Source organism: Parapedobacter deserti (genome assembly GCF_042646065.1).
GTDB classification, from domain to species: Bacteria; Bacteroidota; Bacteroidia; order Sphingobacteriales; family Sphingobacteriaceae; genus Parapedobacter; species Parapedobacter deserti.
In genome coordinates this window covers 141,494-157,633 of record NZ_JBHRTA010000022.1, presented here as the reverse complement: position 1 = coordinate 157,633, position 16,140 = coordinate 141,494, and the positions used below count along the sequence as shown (strand labels likewise).

The following is a 16,140-nucleotide window of genomic DNA, read 5'->3' as shown; positions in this document are numbered from 1 at the left end:
ACTGACTTGATACCTTCTTCTAAATAGCGCACGTGAATTTACATCCTGCTCCTCGATGTCCATGGGTCAAATTCACGCGCAAAACCGTACCTTTGTTCAAGAGGATATATTGCCGTTGAACGTATTTGCAGATACTTGGTTTTTCAATAAAGGCTGGCAGCCGCATCGCTTCCAGCAGGATTCTTGGGCAGCCATCGCTGAAGGCAAGTCGGGTCTTCTAAATGCACCCACGGGATATGGAAAAACGTTCGCCATATGGTTTGGCGTACTCCAGCGCTATTACCGAGACGAACGGCGAAAAAAAGGCATTCACTGCTTGTGGATCACACCGTTGCGGGCACTTTCTGCAGAAATACTTCAAGCTACCCGCTCGGTAAGCGATGATTTGGAGCTTGACTACCGTATCGGGCTACGCACCGGCGATACAAATGCTGCCGAACGGCAACGGCAGAAGACCTCTGCGCCCCAAGCACTTATTACAACGCCCGAGAGTGTTCATCTGTTGATGGCATCCAAAGGATACCGCGAGTATTTCAGTGGACTGGAGTTCGTAATTATCGATGAATGGCATGAATTGATGGGCAGTAAACGGGGTGTGCTGATCGAGCTTGCGCTCAGCCGGCTCCGCGCCATCTGTCCGGGGCTTCAGGTATGGGGTATCTCTGCAACCATCGGCAATCTTGAAGAGGCCATGGAGATTTTAATGGGCGGGGAGGGTAAGGGTACCCTGGTACGTGCCAGCCTGAAAAAGGACATCCACATGGAAACCTTATTGCCTGATGTACTGGAACGCTTTCCGTGGGCCGGGCATTTGGGCACTGCAATGATTGACAAGGTTTTGCCCATTATCAATGCGCATCAGTCAACCCTATTGTTTACCAACACCCGCTCGCAAGCGGAGATTTGGTACCACCGATTGTTGGATGCTGCTCCGCAGCTTGCCGGGGCGTTGGCCATTCATCACGGGTCTTTGAGCGAGGAATTGCGTCTTTGGGTAGAAGACGCATTGCACCGGGGAATACTCAAAGCGGTGGTGTGCACAAGCAGCCTGGACTTGGGCGTAGACTTTCGCCCTGTGGATTGCGTCGTGCAGATCGGATCGCCTAAAGGAGTGGCTCGATTTGTACAGCGCGCAGGGCGGAGCGGCCACCGCCCGGGTGAAACGAGTAAAATTTATTTTTTACCTACCCATTCCCTTGAAATCATGGAAGGGGCAGCCATCCGCCATGCCGTACATAACGGGCTGTTGGAACAGCGGTTACCCTATGTCCGGTCGTTTGACGTGCTGTTGCAATACATGGTCACGCTCGCGGTGTCCGATGGCTTTCGGGCGGATGAGCTGTATGCCGAGATCAAACGAACGCATTGTTTTTCGTCCATCAGTCGCTGTGAATTTGATGAATGCCTGCTAATGGTGACCCAAGGCGGCCGTACGCTCGATACCTACGAAGAGTTTCACAAAGTAGTGGTGGATAATGGCCTGTATAAGGTCACGAGTAAGCGCGTAGCAATGCGTCACCGGTTGAGCATCGGCGCCATTGTCTCCGATGCAATGATGCGCGTGCAGTATTTGAGCGGCAAATACCTCGGTACCATAGAGGAATGGTTTATTTCTCGGCTACAGCCCGGCGATACGTTCTGGTTTTCCGGGAGATTGCTTGAACTGGTACGCGTAAAGGACATCCAGGCCATTGTCCGCCCGGCCGCCGGCAAAAAAGGCACGGTACCTTCATGGATGGGAGGCAGGTTTCCGATTTCGGATAATTTCGGTGCAGCACTCCGGCATACATTCACGGAGATTCACCGGAAGAGCCGCAGCTTACCAGCGGAATTGCTATTCCTTCAGCCGCTTTTCGTTGAGCAGCGCCGCGTGTCGGCCCTACCAGGAGAGCATGATTTGTTGATGGAATACATTCGCACCCGCCATGGGTATCACTTGTTCGTTTATCCGTTTGAAGGGAAGTTGGTGCACGAGGGCATGGCTGCTGTGGTGGCTTACCGGTTAAGCAGCATCCGGAAGGCTACCTTCAGTATTGCTAGCAATGAATACGGTTTCGAGTTGCTCTGCGATGATCCGCTTCCGTTGGATGAAGCGCTGCATGCAGGCCTGTTTTCCACGGAAAAACTGGTTGATGATATCCGTGGAGGCATCAACATTCGGGAGATGGCGCGGCGTAAATTTAGGGACATTGCCGGCATCGCAGGCCTCGTATTCCAGGGTTATCCGGGCAAACAGATGAAGACGAAGCATCTGCAAGCCAACTCGGGGCTATTTTTCTCGGTATTTGAGGAGTATGATTCTGACAACCTATTGCTCCGACAGGCATATGATGAGGTGTATGATTTCCAGCTAGAGGCGTCGCGCATGCATAAGGCGTTTGAGCGGATCAGCACACACCGCATCATAGTGCAACGGCCGGACCAGCTTACCCCGTTTGCTTTTCCCGTATTTGCCGAATCTTTTCGGGAGCGTTACAGCAATGAGGACTGGCAAGCGAGGTTGGAGAAATTGAAAGCCCAATTGGAGGCGTAACCGTATGGCAAAGATTATTCAACTCTTGGGTACGCGCCTGATTTTATTGCCCGAAAGAGCACTTTTGCTCCCCCAATACCGTACACTGATTGTTGCCGACTGGCACTTGGGCAAGGCCGCACATTTCCGTAAAGCCGGCATCTTCATGCCTGCGTTGCCCGTCGATAGCGATGCAATGCGCCTGCAATCATTGCTGAAAAACCATGATGTCGAAACATTGGTCTTTCTGGGCGACCTCTTCCATAGTGACCTGAATAGCGAATGGTTAAGCTTTGAGCGGCTCCGAACGGCCAACCCATCTACGCGGTTCATCCTGACGCGTGGAAACCACGATATTCTCTCCGACAATTTGTTGGATCATATTGCGGTTGAGGTGATGCCTTCTTATTTCATTGCTCCGCATATCCGTTGTACCCACCATCCTGTTGGGATTGCGTCCGCCGGCGAGCTAAACATTGCAGGCCACATCCATCCGGGTTGCGTTATTCCCGCTGCGGGAAAGCAGACCCATCGGTTGCCTTGTTTTTACTATAGTGAGCAAACATTATTGCTCCCCGCTTTCGGTGCACTGACCGGACTGCACGTCATGGCGCCCACCAGGGATGCCCGCATTTATCCGATAGCCGGGAATAACGTCTGGGAGTGGAAAAAGGATAAAACAATCTAATCTTTTGCATGTAACTATTATTACAACAGCAATAAAAAGGAGTGCAATATGGCAGATGAATTAAAAGAACGGAAAGTAGCAATTCTGACAACAGACGGATTTGAAGAAATCGAATTGACAAGCCCCAGAGACGCCATTCAACTGGCCGGCGGAATTACCCATATCGTATCGCCAAACGGAGAAGTGGTGCGTGGCAAGAAAGGGAACGAATGGAGTTTGGATTTCGACGTGGATATGCCCTTAGACAAGGCCAGCCCGGATGACTATGACGCATTGCTGATTCCTGGTGGTGTGATCAATCCGGATAAGCTCAGGGTAAATGAAAAGGCCCTCGATTTTGTGAAGGCTTTCTTTAAAGCTGGAAAGCCGGTAGCGGCGATCTGTCACGGCCCGCAGGTACTGATTGACGCAGAAGTGGTTGAAGGTCGGAGAATGACCTCTGTAAGCAACATTCGCAAAGACCTGATCAATGCCGGTGCGCTTTGGGAAGACAGCGCCGTTGTCGTAGACCAAGGATTGGTGACGAGCCGAACACCTGATGATCTTCCGGATTTCAACGAGAAAGTTATCGAGGAATTTGCTGAAGGCAAACATGAGGGGCAGCATGCTTAAGGGGGATTATTTTATCCCCTTTACAGCCATTTTCAATAAAAATATTTTATTGCCCGCGGTAATAAAAAGGAAATCTCGGTCCGGTCCACCGAAGCAAACGTTGGCAGTCCAATTGGCCGGCACATCAATGTGTTTGATTTTTTCGCCTGTTGAGCTATACACATCCACCCCCTTGCCCGTGAGGTAAACATTTCCTGCTTCATCGATGGTCATACCGTCGGAACCCTGCTGTGCAAAAAGCTGCTTACCGTACACGGTACCGTCTTGTCGGATGGAGTAACGATAAATTTTATTGTCACCGATATCAGCCACATAAAGATTTTTGCCGTCAGGGGTACCGATGATACCATTAGGTTTTCTGAATTCACCGTCTAAGCGGGCCACTTCCCCGTTTTTATACCCGTATAGCGCTTGCCGTTTCATATCAGGTGATGTCCTTGTCCAGTATTCCCGCTGATAATAGGGGTCTGTAAAATAGATTACCCCGGTAGGAGATACCCACACGTCATTGGGACCGTTGAAAAGAGAGTCTTCGAAGTTTACGACCAGTTTTTCGATATTTTTATCCATGCTGATACGCCAAAGTTCGTTTTTTTCGTCGGCGCAGGCGATCAGGTAACCCTCGTTGTCGAAATATAGCCCATTGGCCCGTCCTGCAGGTTCCAAAAAAACAGATAGACCTCCATCGGTATCGTATTTCCATATCCGGTTATTGGGCTGGTCGGTGAAGTAGACGCTTCCCTCCGCACTAACCGCAGGCCCCTCCGTGAAACTGAATTGATCGGATATCAATTGCAGTTCGGCGCCTGGTGCGACGACTTGTGCGGTGGAAGTCAAGCCAAGAGAAAGCGATAGCAGTGTTGATAGATAAATTTTGTTATTCATTAGACCATATTTGTGTCGCGCCAGCGCTGACGCGGCAGATTCATTATTCAATAATTTTAAAATCGGTCCTTCGATTGAGCTGTCTTCCGCGTTCCGTTTCATTGCTCGCTACTGGCTGAGACTGACCAAACCCTTTATAACATAGGCGAGCGGCTGTAATACCGGCATGAAGCAGGTAATCATGCACCGCTTTGGCCCGATTTTCCGAAAGTACTTGATTATGTGCTTCGCTTCCAGTGTTGTCTGTATGCCCGCCTATTTCCACTCGAACGGACCTATTCAGGTTGAGAAATTCAATAAGGTGATCTAGATCGCTTTTCGACTCGGGCAGGAGTTCATATCGGTTTGTTTCAAAAAAAATATTTTTGAGTGTTTCTGAGTTTCCGACTTTTATCGGGGACAATGCAATGCGGATCTCATAGGCGTCATTGATTTTCACGCTTTCGTCAAGTGGATAGTTTTCCGAATAAAACAGATATCCCGGCTGTTTGACGTGCAGGGCATATGTTTTGCCGAAAGGCAGCGGTGCCAAAAACATGCCATCTTCATAATCCGCCCGTTCGCGATACATCAATTTATCAGCCAAAATATCGGTTACTTCCACTTCAGCTTCAATTGGGGATCCATTCTCAGCATCCATAATGATCCCCTTAAGATAGGCCACCGGATGCGGCCGGACAGACTCGGGCAAGTCAAAGTAATAAATGTCCAATCCGCCCAAGGCGTCCGGCCGGCGCGTGGAGAAAAAGGCCTGCCTCCCGTTCATGCTTACGGACAATGCACTCTGTTCATGGTGGTCGTTTATCGGGTAGCCAAGATTGATAGGCAGCTGCCAATTGCCTGCGCTGTCCACTTGGCTCTTAAAGATATCCTTATCCCCGAATCCAGGCCAGCCGTTGGATGCGAAATACAGTGTGCGATTGTCTGCATGAATATAGGGTGAGCTTTCGTCATAGGGCGTGTTAATCGTTGGGCCTAGATTTTTTGGAATACTCCATTGTCCGTTGTCTTGCAACGTTGATTTCCATATGTCGTATCCACCCTGGCCGCCTTGGCGGTTACTGACAAAGTAAAGCGTACGCCCGTCCGCGCCCAATGCGGGCTGTGCTTCCCATCCGCGGCTATTGACCGGCGCGCCGAGGTTGTGTGGGGGTCCCCAGCGATCGCCCTCACGCCTTGACACATAAATATCACAGCTTCCCAGGCCATCCGGACGGTTACAGCCGGTGAAGAACAGGTATTTCCCGTCAGGTGAAATACAGTGGGCGCCTTCGTTGTGTAGTGCCGAATTGACCTCGCCCTGGAGAGATCTGGCGGGTTGCCATGTACCGCTGCTGTCTTGCTTGCTTTCATAGAAGTTTTCCCTTTCGTCTTTCTTGCGGGTGAAGATGATCGTCTGGTGATCTGCCGTAAGTTTTGGGAAATATTCATCATATTGGCTATTGATGGCCGGTCCAGGATTGTAAGGTCGGAAGGCTTCTGGCCGCTTGAGGGCAGCGATGCTAAATTCACAGTCGGCGATGTATTTGATAGTCCGTCGCCTGCCTGCCTCATCTAATGCGGGGGAGGCTAGGTATCTCTGGAAAGCCGGTAATGCTTGTTCGTAGTCGCCAATATGGAGGAGGCTTTCTCCCAAACCGAACCAGGTAAGCGACGTTAATGTCGAATCCAGCTGAATGACACAAGAATAATACTGTGCGGCTTTTTCATAATCCCGTTGCCTACGATAGATGTCACCAAGCTGCTGATGAGCTGCCGCAAATTTTGGATCGAATGCTACGGCCGATTCCAGTGACGCTATGGCTTCCAGATATTGCCTGTTTTTCAATTGGTCGGATGCCCTTTCGAAAGCCTCTTGCGCCCTTTTGTTTCCCGCTCGCGGCTGGGCATACGCGGAGAACTGTAGCAGGAGTAAGAAGAACATCAAGATATACATTGGTTTTCGCATGAACGAATTATTTCAATGTACTAAAGTACGACAAATTAGCTTTTCTTCTTATTTTGCTTAAACGCTTGCAACAGCTGCTTGGTTTCTTTGCTGAGTGCCAGACGGCCGCTGATAGCGGCTTGATCATACAAAAGTTGATCCCAATGCGTTGTACCAAGCCAAAACGTTTTTTTAAGGGCAGTGAGCGCTTCGATGTTTTTGTTGAGCAGAGGGTCACAAAACTCCTGAACTGCTTTATCCAGCTCTCCAATAGTCGGCAACACGGCATGGAATAGGCCCTGTTGTTGCGCCCACTGTGCATCGAAAAACAGCGTCGGATTGAGTGCGAGGTGGGTTAATGCGGAGATACCTATACGCCGCTCCAACGCTGGTGCGATGACAAAAGGTCCGATGTTGATACTGATTTCACTCAGTTTCACAGCAGCCCTTTCCGCAGCGAGGCAGTAATCACATGCTGCGATCAGTCCTACACCACCGCCTACTGCTTTGCCCTGTACCCGTCCGATGACCAGTTTGGGCGATTTCCGTATCGCGTTGATAACGTCGGCAACCCCAGAAAAAAAAACTTTGCCGGACTCCTCGTCGGTAATGGCCAGCAACTCATCAAAACTTGCGCCCGCACAAAACGTGCCCTGTCCGTCACTTTTCAGCAAGATAAGCTTAGTACGCGAATCGGTGCCTGCAGCTTGAATCTGACGCTTTAACTCGGCCAACAAAGCGGATGGTAGCGCGTTATGCGCGGGATGACCGAAGGTAATAGCGGTCAGCCCATTGCTGCATATTTCGGTGTTCACAAATCCTGATTGCATAATAAGAAGACTTAGAACGCGACATTATCAAATATATTTGTTTCCGAATTTTTCCTTTACGTCAGTAACGATTTGCTTAACGTCCTGTTCCTGATCCTTCGGACAGATGACTAAACTGTCGTCTGACTGGACAACTATAAAATTATGCAGCCCTTTGACGATGACCAACTTGTCTTTTGGTGCGCGGATCATGCAGTTGGAAGAATCGTACACGATTACATTGTTAGCTGATGAAGACACGTTGCCAAGATAATCTTTCTCTGCTAACTCGTAAATGGACGCCCATGTACCCAAATCGGACCAACCGAAGTCTGTTGGCAACACATAAACGTTGTCTGCTTTTTCCATGACTGCAAAATCGATGGATATATTGACACAGCGCACGAATGCTCCTGAAATGAATTTGGCTTCGCGGTCGGAGTTATACACCTCAACTCCTTCTTTGAACACCTCATTCATTTCGGTTTGATATTTCTGAAAAGCTTGGATGATGGACTTAGCCGACCAAATGAATATCCCTGCGTTCCAGAGGAAGTCGCCGCTCTGCAGAAAGGTTCTCGCTAGTTCGAGATTCGGCTTCTCGGTAAAGGTTTTTACCTTTTTAAAACCCGGGGCCGAAGCACTTTTTCCATATTGGATGTATCCGTAGCCGGTGTCCGGGCGCGAGGGCTTAATGCCCAATGTAATTAACCAGTCTTTGCTTTCGGCACATTCAAGTCCTTTGGTCACATCGTTGACAAAGACATCTGTTTCGAGAATCAGGTGATCTGCCGGTGCGATGACCATGGTGGCGTCTGGGTTCAATTGCTGTATTTTATGGCTCGCATAGGCAATGCAGGGGGCGGTATTCCGCATGATTGGCTCGAGTATCAGCTGGCCCTGTGATAGCTGCGGAAGTTGTTCGCGTACCAGGTCTGCATACGATTCGTTTGTGGCGACGAAAATATTCTCTTCCGGAACAATTTTTTGAAAGCGCTCATAGGTTGCTTGGATAAGCGTTTTCCCCGTACCCAACATATCAATAAACTGCTTGGGCTTTCGCGTGCGGCTTACCGGCCAAAACCGGCTACCAATACCTCCTGCCATGATTACGGCATAATAATTCTTCATGTATGGTTCTTTTTTAATGATAATTCGGCTACCAATCAATAATCGAAAATTTGACAAATGACCTAAGTATGAAGCTGTAAATCTACAACCTAAAATCCAACATCTCAAATAATCCCTTCCTTGAGCAAATCATGCAAATGAACAATTCCGTCATAAGACTGATTGTGGATCACCAAAAGTTGTGTAATATTGTTCTCCCTCATGATAGTGAACGCATTGATGGCTAACTCATTCCGGTCAATTGTCTTCGGCGATCGGCCCATTATATCCTTTGCGTGGAGCTGATCGATTTGTTGGTGGTTCTCCAGCATCCGCCTTATATCCCCGTCTGTGATAATCCCTATCAGGTTTTGATTAGCGACTACAGCAACCGCCCCCAATCGATGTTGAGTAATCGTAACGATCACCTCCCTCACTGATGCATCAGGCTGGACACTTGGCCTGCCGTTTTGCGCAGAGAGGTCTGAGACCTTTAGATACAAGCGTTTACCCAATGCACCGCCGGGATGGTAGCGGGCGAAATCACGGTCGCTGAATTGTCGGCATTCCAATAGGCAAACCGCCAGGGCATCGCCCATCGCCAGCTGTGCGGTGGTGCTGGTGGTGGGAGCAAGGTTATGCGGGCAGGCTTCTTTGTCTACCGTGGTATCAAGGACGAAGTCAGCGTGCTGGGCCAGGTAAGATCGTGTGTTTCCCACAATAGCGACGAACTGGCTTGATGTTTGCCTTAAAAGCGGCACCAGAACCCGTATTTCGGGTGTATTTCCGCTTTTGGAGACCGCCATCACCAAATCTTCCGCCTGGATGATGCCAAGATCGCCGTGAATGGCATCGGCAGCGTGCATAAAAATAGCGGGTGTTCCCGTCGAGTTCAGCGTCGCCACAATTTTTTGAGCAATGATAGCGCTTTTACCTACACCTGTTACGACAACGCGGCCCTTTAATCCCAAAATGGCTTCTACTACGGCAATGAAATCACTTCCAATTCGTTCCGTCAGTTTGTTCAAAGCATCCGCTTCTTGGGTCAAAACGTTTATTGCGATATTTTTAATTTCGGAATTGCTTTTCACAAATATATTTTATAATTTTAGATACTGATATGCGCAAAAATATGTTATTTTGGCCATTCTTTGGTTATCAGTCTGTCTAAATTTTGCGAAGAGCGCAATGGAAATAGAGAAAAGATTATTTGACAATTTACAGGAATTTTTTGGTTTTGACGCGTTTAAAGGTGACCAAGAAGCAATAATCACCAACATCCTACAAAAGAAAGATACATTTGTGATCATGCCCACGGGGGGAGGGAAATCTATTTGCTATCAACTGCCTGCACTGATGAGCGAAGGTACTGCCATAGTGATCTCGCCACTTATCGCTTTGATGAAAAATCAGGTCGATCAGCTGCGATCCTTCGGTGGGGACGATAGTATCGCACACTTCCTAAACTCTTCATTGAACAAAAGTGACATAACCCGTGTGCGGCAGGATGTAATCGCTGGGAAGACCAAACTGCTTTATGTGGCTCCTGAGTCGTTGGCGAAAGCCGAAAACGTGGAATTCTTAAAGTTGATTACGGTTTCATTTGTGGCTGTAGACGAAGCGCATTGTATCTCTGAATGGGGACACGACTTCCGGCCTGAATACCGGAAAATTCGCTCGGTCATCAATTCGATCGGGAGCGGGATACCAGTGATTGCGCTCACCGCGACAGCCACCCCGAAGGTGCAGTCGGATATCCGCAAAAACCTTCAGATGAACGACGCGACGATGTTCAAATCGTCATTCAACAGGCCAAATTTGTATTATGAGGTGCGGCCGAAACGAAATGTCGTAAAAGAAATCGTACGGTTTATCAAGAATAACATAGGAAAGTCCGGCATTATTTATTGTCTCAGCCGCAAAAAAGTTGAAGAAATCGCTGAAGTGCTGAGCATTAACGGAATTAAGGCGCTTCCTTATCATGCCGGGCTGGATGCGAAGACACGGGCGGAGACGCAGGACAAATTTTTGATGGAAGACGTTGAAGTGATTGTCGCGACTATAGCTTTCGGTATGGGCATCGACAAACCGGATGTGCGCTACGTGATCCATCATGATATCCCCAAAAGCATGGAAGGTTATTACCAAGAAACGGGGAGGGCCGGACGTGATGGCGGTGAAGGGCATTGCTTAGCGTTCTATTCAGAGAAAGATATCGAAAAGCTGACGAAGTTCATGAAGGATAAGCCTGTTTCTGAGCGTGAGATAGGCACCCAAATACTAAAGGAGGTGATTGACTATTCCGAATCTTCCGTATGCCGCCGAAAGCAGATTCTTCATTATTTCGGGGAAAATTTCGATGAAACGGGCTGCAACAACATGTGTGATAATTGCAGTAGTCAACAGACGTCTTTCGATGCAGATGCATCACTGCTGAACGTGTTGACATTTATTCAGCAACAAGGTGAAAAATTTGATGACCATCACATCATTAATGTCTTTATGGGTCAAAACAACCAACCTATTTCCTCCTATAAGCACGACACCCATCCTTTGTTTGGTGCTGGGAAAGAGCATGGGGTTATCTATTGGAAATCGCTGATCAGGCAGGCCGTATTAAATAATTTTTTAGCAAAGGATATTGATCACTACGGACTATTGATGCTCACTGAATCAGGTCGGCGCTTTATTGAAAATCCCTACGGCATTAAGTTTATTTTGAATAAGCCGATGGATGCCGCAACCGAAGATGGGGGAGATGAACCCACCCAGCAGACCGGCGGTGCCGTGGATACCCAATTGCTGAAAATGCTGAAGGAACTGCGGAAAAAGATAGCCAAACAGAAAGGGCTACCGCCGTTTGTGATTTTCCAAGATCCTTCGTTAGATGAGATGTGTACCCATTACCCGATCACTATTGATGAGCTAAAGCAAATACATGGCGTAGGGGCGGGGAAAGCGATGAAATTTGGCAGCCAATTTGTGCAGCTCATCAAACAATATGTCGAGGAAAACGAGATTGATCGTCCACAGGATCTTGTTATCAAAGGTACGGCCAACAAATCCGCATTGAAGGTGTCCATTATCCAGAACATCGACCGTAAGATCGGGCTGGAAGACATTGCTCACGCCAAAGGTATCAGCTACGAGGACTTACTGAAGGAGGTGGAATCTATTGTAAACTCGGGCACTAAACTTAATTTAGGATATTTCGTTGATGAGATTATTGATGAAGACCGGCAGGACGAAGTGTTCGATTATTTTCGGAGTGCCGAGGTTGACTCGATAGACCAAGCGCTTCGGGACTTAGGGTCGGAAGACTATACGTACGAAGAAATTCAGTTGATGCGTATTAAGTTTATGTCTGAATTAGGAAATTGACTTGAGAAGTGCAAATTGTGAGCTGTCAGGCTTTCGGCGTTGCGGAGCCTATATAAACGAATGAGTTATGACTATCGACTTAATTGTACCTGGTATCAGGCATGCAGATTCTGGGAACTTCTTTTTGATGGCCGGCCCGTGCGTCATCGAAGGAGAAGACATCGCCATGCAAATTGCTGAACGCGTCGTGTCGATTACGGACCGACTGAAGATACCCTATATATACAAAGGTTCTTTTCGCAAGGCTAATCGTTCTCGGGCCGACTCGTTTTCCGGAATCGGTGATGAAAAAGCGCTGAACATCTTGCGCAAGATTGGTGATACCTTCGGCATACCCACGGTGACTGACATACACGAGAGTCATGAGGCTGCCATTGCTGCGGAATTCGTAGACGTATTGCAGATACCAGCCTTTCTTTGTCGACAAACGGAATTGCTTGTAGCCGCGGCAAAAACGGGCAAGGGCGTAAATGTAAAGAAGGGCCAATTTTTGTCGGCGGGAGCTATGCGGTTTGCCTTGGATAAGGTGGTGGACTCAGGCAACAGCAAGGTTATGCTAACCGATAGAGGGAATAGTTTTGGCTACCAAGATCTCATTGTTGACTTCCGAGGTATTCCGGAAATGCGCAGCTTCGGTGTACCGGTTGTGATGGATTGTACACATTCGCTGCAGCAGCCTAATCAAGTGTCGGGCGTTACAGGCGGCAAACCTGCCCTCATAGAGACCATTGCTAAGGCGGCAATCGCTGTCGGTGCCGACGGTTTGTTTATCGAAACCCACCCTGATCCAGCCAACGCTAAATCCGATGGTGCAAACATGCTGCATTTGGATGTGCTCGAGAGTCTGCTGCGAAAATTGATCCGATTAAGGGAAGCAGTGTGTTAGCGAATTGCTGTTTCACTAAGCACTCTGTCCACTAATTCCTCCAGTGCGGCGATCATTTTTTGCTGAGCAGCGATGACACTGTACAAGGACTCAATCACGCGCTCATAATTTCTTTCCAGTGTAGCTAAATCGGTGTAAACCATGCGCCCATGTCTGGGTGTTATCAAGTCGTCCTCTTATAACATCTTGCCTTTACCTAAAAGCACGCAATCCGCACTGAGATCTGGATGCGCTTTTAGTATATTCTCTAATTTATCCACGCCGATTGTCTTCTGCTTTTTCAATTGGCCGCCGAAGCTCCGTTTTAGAGGCCTGCTGATATTTCAAAAGCGCTTATACTTTTGCCTTTGAAATCAATAATTTTCTTAATTCTATTCAACGGGGTTGACATGTCTGAGGTAGCCAGTAAGAAATGTTAGAAAAAAGCTGCATATAATAGAATATAATGTATATTAGCCGCGTATAATCTACCTTGTATTAAATTATTACCTAAAGGAAAAAGAATGACCTATGGAACATTTACTTATTCGCAATACCACAAAATAGAGTCAAAATGAGATAGTAAATTCGTTGGCGCCTATATAATGGTGTGAAAAATTAGATGAATGTATTTAGTTTTGTTGATCTAACTAAACAATGTTTCACCTATTCCCTTTTCGACTGTGCGCTATATTTTTCACATATCTGGCATATAAAATTTAAAGCAAGTTGGACAATGTTCATATTTGATGAATAGACTTTGTTGTTCACCGCGTTTTACTCACTAAAAAACAAATCCTTCAAGTCAATGCTTTCGCAATTAGTGAAAAATTATGTCAATTCAACGTCTCTTGGACACCTCTGTTTTTTTTTGGCGTGTTCGCTGTGGTTTTTCAATGTCTCTGCTCAATTGCAGCATGACCTTAACACGACAACTGTTGAAAAAAATTTTAGAACGTCGGGAGCGATTCCTATCACTTACTCGAACCCCTTACGTCAAATCGGAGGAGGTCGTTGGGTGGATCCGATGCTAACTGTAAAAGCCAACATAACCGAGTTGGCTACCTCCACTATAAACATAGGGGTCGAACAGTACTTCAATAACCGCTTCAGCGTTAGTCTGCCGGTCAGCTACAATCCTTGGACATTCTCGGACAACAGGAAAATTAAGCACCTTGCCTTTCAGCCGGAGCTTCGGCGCTGGTTTGGTGAAACATTCAGAGGAAGCTTCATTCATGTGCAGTCCTTTATTGGTCTTCAACTTCACTACCTATATTACAATGCTGGCGGTATTGGTATCCCGTTCGGCATGTTTCCTGACCCGAAAAACACCCGCTATCAAGGGCATGGTGCTGGCGGAGGCCTTACGTATGCGAACCAGTTTGGCTTGGGGGGACGATGGCGAGGGGAGGTCGGCACCACTTTGGTTTTTTCGTATCTGTGGTACGATAGCTATGAATGCAAGACCTGCGGCTCATTCAAGGGATCAGGTACGAGAAGGTACGTCGGTCCGGGCAAATCGTCATTATCCATCGTATACCTCACGGCAATATATGCGCTTTATTAATCACATGTGTTATATTACAAATTAATTTAAACAATTAAACTTCTACTTATGAAAATCAAACAACTATTGACAATTGCATTGGTCGGATTGGTGCTAGGTGCTTGTAAACGACCAGGAGGAGATGACCGGGATACTGTGGTGCCGGAAGGGAAAATCGTGAAAGCGAAGTTGGCCGTATCTATACCAAAGAATATTCGTACCTACGCACCAGGGGATGGAGATCTTTATGCAACACCTGAAGAGATATATGCAGAATATTTAGACGTATTTATTTACGAAAATGGCGGTAGTTACGCTGTTGATCACTTTCATTTTGTACGTACCGGTCCTACGCCAGCCGATTTTATTTCAGCAAACGACCCCGGTGAGGGCGAATTCAAGAACCCAGGCAACAGCAGCACCTTTGTAACGGGCGAATTTGAAGTTAAGCAAGGTGATAAGCTGGTATATGTTGGGGTAAACCTGCCAGATTTGATTGTGCACAGGCTGAGAACGGGGTATTATGTCAACGAAGTATTCGAAGACGAAGATCTCCTTGCTGAATTGCTATCAGGCACGCCGAGTGCTGGGGGCGCATCCCGTGTGGCCTATTTTTCCGCAACCAGGGGCACCAATGTGACTTTTGACGATGTGACTACTATTAATCCGATTGCTACACCGATAAGTGTAAGCCGATTGGTAGCTAAAGTTGTTGTGACAACAGATGGTGGCCCCGGCAGTCTTGTATTCGATAATGTGAGTGGCGGTACGGTCACCAATTTTGAATTTGCCATCGGACAGCGCAATAATCAGATGTATGTTGCACCGCTCCTTGGCACTCCTGGCGAAGACCCAAATCATGCTGCTAATACTATACATTCAGTTGGTGCGCTTAGTATTAACAGTATCAGGAAATTACGAAATGTTAGCGATGTTGAATTCAAAGCGATAAACGACCTGCTTGTGGTCGGAAATGGTGATTTTCAAGACCCTGCTGCTAATATTCATTATACAACTGAAAACACATCAGTTTCGCACCGGCACCAAGACGTTACCTATGTTAGCGTCAGGGCGCAGTTTATACCGCATAAATTGGGATGGGACCCAATTACCGGTGACGCTACTACCTATAATAATAGTGTACTGCCAGAATTATATGCTGTGTTTACTGGAGATAATACCGGGGGAGAGGATGCGCTGGGTGCGCGTTATTTCGATAACTTGGGAGCCGCACGCGAATTTGTGATGAGCGAATATTTTGAGAATTTGGTAAACGGTGGCGTTGACATAACCTTCAATGAGAGTGGAGTTCCGGTCGATACGGATCCTATAAACACGCCATATGATGTTAATGCCAGAATAGGAGGAGATCATGAGGCCGATCACTATATTTTCTATTATCCAAACAGTTATTGCTATTACAGAATCTATCTCAACCCCAACGGAAACGGGCCTTCAGGACCAGGAACTACCAATTTATATGATATCCTTCGAAATACAGTTTATGTAGCCAACATCACCGGTGTGAATTACATCGGAACAACAAACCCCGACGCCATACCCGGTGGTTATGAAAACGGTGCTTTGAGCGCGGCCGATGTGACGCTCCAACCGTCAGGCACTTATCGGGGTACACCTATATATCCAGGTGACTGGTTTCCGAACATCCTTACAGGAACACCCTTACATCCCGAACATGTCATTGACCCAACTCCTACGGCGACTGGTCTTAATGTGACTGTTTCTATGGAGAATTGGGATTCTGATGAGGATGAATATGAGTTAAACTAACGTAATTGGGGTTA

The 16,140-nt window shown here is 47.5% G+C and carries 13 protein-coding genes; 7 read left to right on the top strand and 6 right to left on the bottom strand.

Annotation, left to right across the window (positions count from 1 at the left end; genetic code table 11):
• The first annotated feature begins 61 nt into the window (after window positions 1-61).
• The 3 genes from ACFOET_RS07445 to ACFOET_RS07435 are packed head-to-tail and all read left to right on the top strand — an operon-like array spanning window position 62 to window position 3,812.
• Complete coding sequence (locus ACFOET_RS07445) at window positions 62-2,533, top strand: ligase-associated DNA damage response DEXH box helicase (protein ID WP_379021141.1); 2,472 nt, start codon at window positions 62-64, stop codon at window positions 2,531-2,533.
• A gap of 4 nt (window positions 2,534-2,537) precedes the next feature.
• On the top strand, window positions 2,538-3,200 hold the full coding sequence (gene pdeM, locus ACFOET_RS07440) for a ligase-associated DNA damage response endonuclease PdeM (protein WP_379021139.1): 663 nt from the start codon (window positions 2,538-2,540) through the stop codon (window positions 3,198-3,200).
• A 48-nt stretch (window positions 3,201-3,248) separates the two neighbouring features.
• Window positions 3,249-3,812 carry a type 1 glutamine amidotransferase domain-containing protein gene (locus ACFOET_RS07435; RefSeq protein WP_379021137.1) on the top strand — a complete coding sequence of 188 codons (564 nt, stop codon included), beginning with the start codon at window positions 3,249-3,251 and terminating at the stop codon, window positions 3,810-3,812.
• A gap of 6 nt (window positions 3,813-3,818) precedes the next feature.
• On the opposite strand, the gene ACFOET_RS07430 is transcribed toward ACFOET_RS07435, so the two are convergent.
• The 5 genes from ACFOET_RS07430 to ACFOET_RS07410 form a co-directional block, all read right to left on the bottom strand.
• Window positions 3,819-4,697 carry an SMP-30/gluconolactonase/LRE family protein gene (locus ACFOET_RS07430; protein ID WP_379021135.1) on the bottom strand — a complete coding sequence of 293 codons (879 nt, stop codon included), beginning with the start codon at window positions 4,695-4,697 and terminating at the stop codon, window positions 3,819-3,821.
• A gap of 43 nt (window positions 4,698-4,740) precedes the next feature.
• Entirely contained in the window at window positions 4,741-6,633 is a 1,893-nt protein-coding gene (locus ACFOET_RS07425; RefSeq protein ID WP_379021133.1) for an OmpA family protein, read from the bottom strand.
• 47 nt (window positions 6,634-6,680) lie between these two features.
• The gene (locus tag ACFOET_RS07420) at window positions 6,681-7,454 is read right to left on the bottom strand and encodes an enoyl-CoA hydratase/isomerase family protein (RefSeq protein ID WP_379021131.1); all 774 of its coding nucleotides are present in this window, start codon (window positions 7,452-7,454) and stop codon (window positions 6,681-6,683) included.
• Window positions 7,455-7,481: 27 nt separating this feature from the next.
• Window positions 7,482-8,564 carry a mannose-1-phosphate guanylyltransferase gene (locus tag ACFOET_RS07415; protein WP_379021129.1) on the bottom strand — a complete coding sequence of 361 codons (1,083 nt, stop codon included), beginning with the start codon at window positions 8,562-8,564 and terminating at the stop codon, window positions 7,482-7,484.
• A 104-nt stretch (window positions 8,565-8,668) separates the two neighbouring features.
• Complete coding sequence (locus ACFOET_RS07410) at window positions 8,669-9,634, bottom strand: KpsF/GutQ family sugar-phosphate isomerase (RefSeq protein ID WP_379021127.1); 966 nt, start codon at window positions 9,632-9,634, stop codon at window positions 8,669-8,671.
• A gap of 97 nt (window positions 9,635-9,731) precedes the next feature.
• Here ACFOET_RS07410 and recQ point away from each other — a divergent pair, with 97 nt between their 5' ends.
• Together recQ and kdsA are read left to right on the top strand one after the other, a co-directional pair.
• Complete coding sequence (recQ, locus tag ACFOET_RS07405; RefSeq protein WP_379021125.1) at window positions 9,732-11,924, top strand: DNA helicase RecQ; 2,193 nt, start codon at window positions 9,732-9,734, stop codon at window positions 11,922-11,924.
• A gap of 67 nt (window positions 11,925-11,991) precedes the next feature.
• Window positions 11,992-12,810: a 3-deoxy-8-phosphooctulonate synthase gene (kdsA, locus tag ACFOET_RS07400; RefSeq protein WP_379021123.1), complete on the top strand. Its 819-nt coding sequence runs from the start codon at window positions 11,992-11,994 to the stop codon at window positions 12,808-12,810.
• On the opposite strand, the gene ACFOET_RS07395 is transcribed toward kdsA, so the two are convergent.
• Complete coding sequence (locus ACFOET_RS07395) at window positions 12,807-12,977, bottom strand: hypothetical protein (RefSeq protein ID WP_379021121.1); 171 nt, start codon at window positions 12,975-12,977, stop codon at window positions 12,807-12,809. The genes kdsA and ACFOET_RS07395 overlap by 4 nt on opposite strands.
• 839 nt (window positions 12,978-13,816) lie before the next feature.
• On the opposite strand from ACFOET_RS07395, the gene ACFOET_RS07390 reads away from it, so the two are divergent.
• Complete coding sequence (locus ACFOET_RS07390) at window positions 13,817-14,356, top strand: DUF3575 domain-containing protein (protein ID WP_379021119.1); 540 nt, start codon at window positions 13,817-13,819, stop codon at window positions 14,354-14,356.
• Between the two features lie 48 nt (window positions 14,357-14,404).
• The gene (locus ACFOET_RS07385) at window positions 14,405-16,126 is read left to right on the top strand and encodes an Mfa1 family fimbria major subunit (protein ID WP_379021117.1); all 1,722 of its coding nucleotides are present in this window, start codon (window positions 14,405-14,407) and stop codon (window positions 16,124-16,126) included.
• The last annotated feature ends 14 nt before the right edge of the window (window positions 16,127-16,140 follow it).